Here is a 3,207-nt window from a genome sequence, read left to right as displayed (position 1 = left end):
AAAGATCATTGACATTACCGGTAAAGACATCACAAAGAGAAAACCGAGCACTTATAAGTGCTTGAGTAACCTAAAAATAGGAAAGAAATCGTTAAGGGCGTATGGCGGATGCCTAGGCTTTCAGAGGCGAAGAAGGACGTGGTAAGCTGCGAAAAGCTCGGGGGATTGGCACACACGAATTGATCCCGAGATGTCCGAATGGGGCAACCCAATACATTGAAGATGTATTACCTCTTAGGAGGAGCAAACCAGGAGAACTGAAACATCTAAGTACCCTGAGGAAAAGAAATCGAAGAGATTCCGTAAGTAGTGGCGAGCGAAAGCGGATTAGCCCAAAAGTCTTTATATGTTTAAAAGAATGTTCTGGAAAGAACAGCCATAGAGGGTGATAGCCCCGTATTTGAAAGGCATACATAGATGATAAATGAGTAGGGCGGGACACGTGAAATCCTGTCTGAATATGGGGGGACCATCCTCCAAGGCTAAATACTCCTGAAAGACCGATAGTGAACAAGTACTGTGAAGGAAAGGTGAAAAGCACTTCGAATAGAAGGGTGAAATAGAACCTGAAACCGTACGCCTACAAGCGGTCGGAGCCCACAAGTTGGGTGACGGCGTGCCTTTTGCATAATGAGCCTACGAGTTAATTTTACTAGCGAGGTTAAGGTATTAAGTACCGGAGCCGGAGCGAAAGCGAGTCTGAATAGGGCGGATAGTTAGTAGGATTAGACGCGAAACCTTGTGATCTACCCATGGGCAGGTTGAAGCTCTGGTAACACAGAGTGGAGGACCGAACCGGTTGACGTTGAAAAGTCTTCGGATGACCTGTGGGTAGGGGTGAAAGGCCAATCAAACTGGGAGATAGCTCGTACTCTCCGAAATGCATTTAGGTGCAGCGTCGCAAATGAGTTTATTAGAGGTAGAGCTACTGATTGGATGCGGGGGTTTCATCGCCTACCAATTCCTGACAAACTCCGAATGCTAATAAATGTTCTGCGGCAGTGAGGGCATGGGTGCTAAGGTCCATGTCCGAGAGGGAAAGAACCCAGACCAACAGCTAAGGTCCCCAAATTTCTGTTAAGTTGAAGCAACGCGGTTGGACTGCATTGACAGCTAGGATGTTGGCTTGGAAGCAGCCATTCATTTAAAGAGTGCGTAACAGCTCACTAGTCGAGCGGTCCGGCATGGATAATAATCGGGCATAAACAGAATACCGAAGCTATGGATTTATATTTAAGATATATCTGGTAGGAGAGCATTCTATCTGCGCCGAAGCAGTATCGTGAGGTATTGTGGAGCGGATAGAAAAGAAAATGTAGGCATAAGTAACGATAAAGGGGGCGAGAAACCCCCTCACCGAAAGACTAAGGTTTCCTCAGCCATGCTAATCAGCTGAGGGTTAGTCGGGACCTAACGCGAACCCGAAAGGGGTAGTGGATGGACAATGGGTTAATATTCCCATACTTGCTCACACTAAAAAGGGGACGGTTCGATGTAGCTATTGAAGACGGACGGAAGTGTCAAGGCTTAGCCTTCGGGCGAAGCTGCTATAGTGAAATCGGATCCAAGAAAAGCCGAAGTGAAGCAACCCGTACCAAAACCGACACAGGTGGTCGAGGAGAGAATCCTAAGGTGCTCGAGTGAGTCGTGGCTAAGGAACTAGGCAAAATAGTCTCGTAACTTCGGAAGAAGAGACGCCAACAGCAATGTTGGCCGCAGTGAAGAGGCCCAGGCGACTGTTTATCAAAAACACAGGACTCTGCTAAATCGAAAGATGCTGTATAGGGTCTGACACCTGCCCGGTGCTGGAAGGTTAAGGAAGGGCGTTAGCGTAAGCGAAGCGTTTGACTGAAGCCCCAGTAAACGGCGGCCGTAACTATAACGGTCCTAAGGTAGCGAAATTCCTTGTCGGGTAAGTTCCGACCTGCACGAATGGTGTAACGATCTGGGCACTGTCTCAGCCACGAGCTCGGTGAAATTGTAGTATCGGTGAAGATGCCGATTACCCGCAATGGGACGAAAAGACCCTGTGAACCTTTACTATAACTTCGTATTGACTTTGAGTAAGTAATGTGTAGGATAGGTGGGAGACTTTGAAGCAGGCACGCTAGTGTTTGTGGAGTCGACGTTGAAATACCACCCTTTACTTACTTGGAGCCTAACTTCTTTAAGAAGGACATTGCGTGGTGGGTAGTTTGACTGGGGTGGTCGCCTCCAAAAGAGTAACGGAGGCTTTCAAAGGTACCCTCAGCACGCTTGGTAACCGTGCGTAGAGTGTAATGGCATAAGGGTGCTTGACTGTGAGACCAACAAGTCGATCAGGTGCGAAAGCAGGACATAGTGATCCGGTGGTTCCGTATGGAAGGGCCATCGCTCATAGGATAAAAGGTACTCCGGGGATAACAGGCTAGTCTCCCCCAAGAGCTCACATCGACGGGGAGGTTCGGCACCTCGATGTCGGCTCGTCACATCCTGGGGCTGGAGAAGGTCCCAAGGGTTGGGCTGTTCGCCCATTAAAGTGGCACGCGAGCTGGGTTCAGAACGTCGTGAGACAGTTCGGTCTCTATCTATTGCGGGCGTTAGATGTTTGAGAGGGCTTGATTCTAGTACGAGAGGACCGAATTGAACAAACCTCTGGTGTATCAGTTGTACCGCCAGGTGCACCGCTGAGTAGCTACGTTTGGAAGAGATAAGCACTGAAAGCATATAAGTGCGAAACTCGCCTCAAGATGAGACATCTTTTAAGGGTCGTGGGAGATGACCACGTTGATAGGCTACAGGTGTAAAGTTGGTAACAGCATAGCCGAGTAGTACTAATTACCCGTAGATTTATAGCCTATTGGTTGCTATAATCTTAAATTAATTAATAATTAAGACAAGCCTTATAAGTGCAGCCTTGGTTTTGCCTTTGTGATGAAATTTACCGATAAAACAGATGTCAGATATAAGACATCAGATCCCAGACTAAAGGAAAGTCTGAAATCTGAAATCTAACCTCTGATATCTTATATACAACCTTTAGGGTGGTTTTAGCGGTGGGGCTCACCTGTTCCCATTCCGAACACAGAAGTTAAGCCCACCAGCGCCGATGGTACTGCGACAAGCGGGAGAGTAGGTCGCCGCCAGTTTTTATTTTAAAAGTCTCATAGATGAAGTTCTGTGAGACTTTTTTGTTTTTTGAGCCTGCCCAAATTATCTTTGCCTATT

At 47.4% G+C, this 3,207-nt stretch carries 2 rRNA genes; both read left to right on the top strand.

From position 1 onward, the window contains the following. Positions 1–81: 81 nt before the first annotated feature. Positions 82–2,837 (top strand): 23S ribosomal RNA (locus BW926_RS13870). 182 nt (positions 2,838–3,019) lie between these two features. After that, positions 3,020–3,128 (top strand): 5S ribosomal RNA (gene rrf, locus BW926_RS13865). Positions 3,129–3,207: the final 79 nt, after the last annotated feature.

The sequence above is a fragment of the Chryseobacterium sp. RU37D genome (genome assembly GCF_900156075.1).
GTDB lineage: Bacteria > Bacteroidota > Bacteroidia > Flavobacteriales > Weeksellaceae > Chryseobacterium.
The sequence above is the reverse complement of the archived record's forward strand: the minus strand, read 5'-3'. Positions and strand labels throughout refer to the sequence as shown.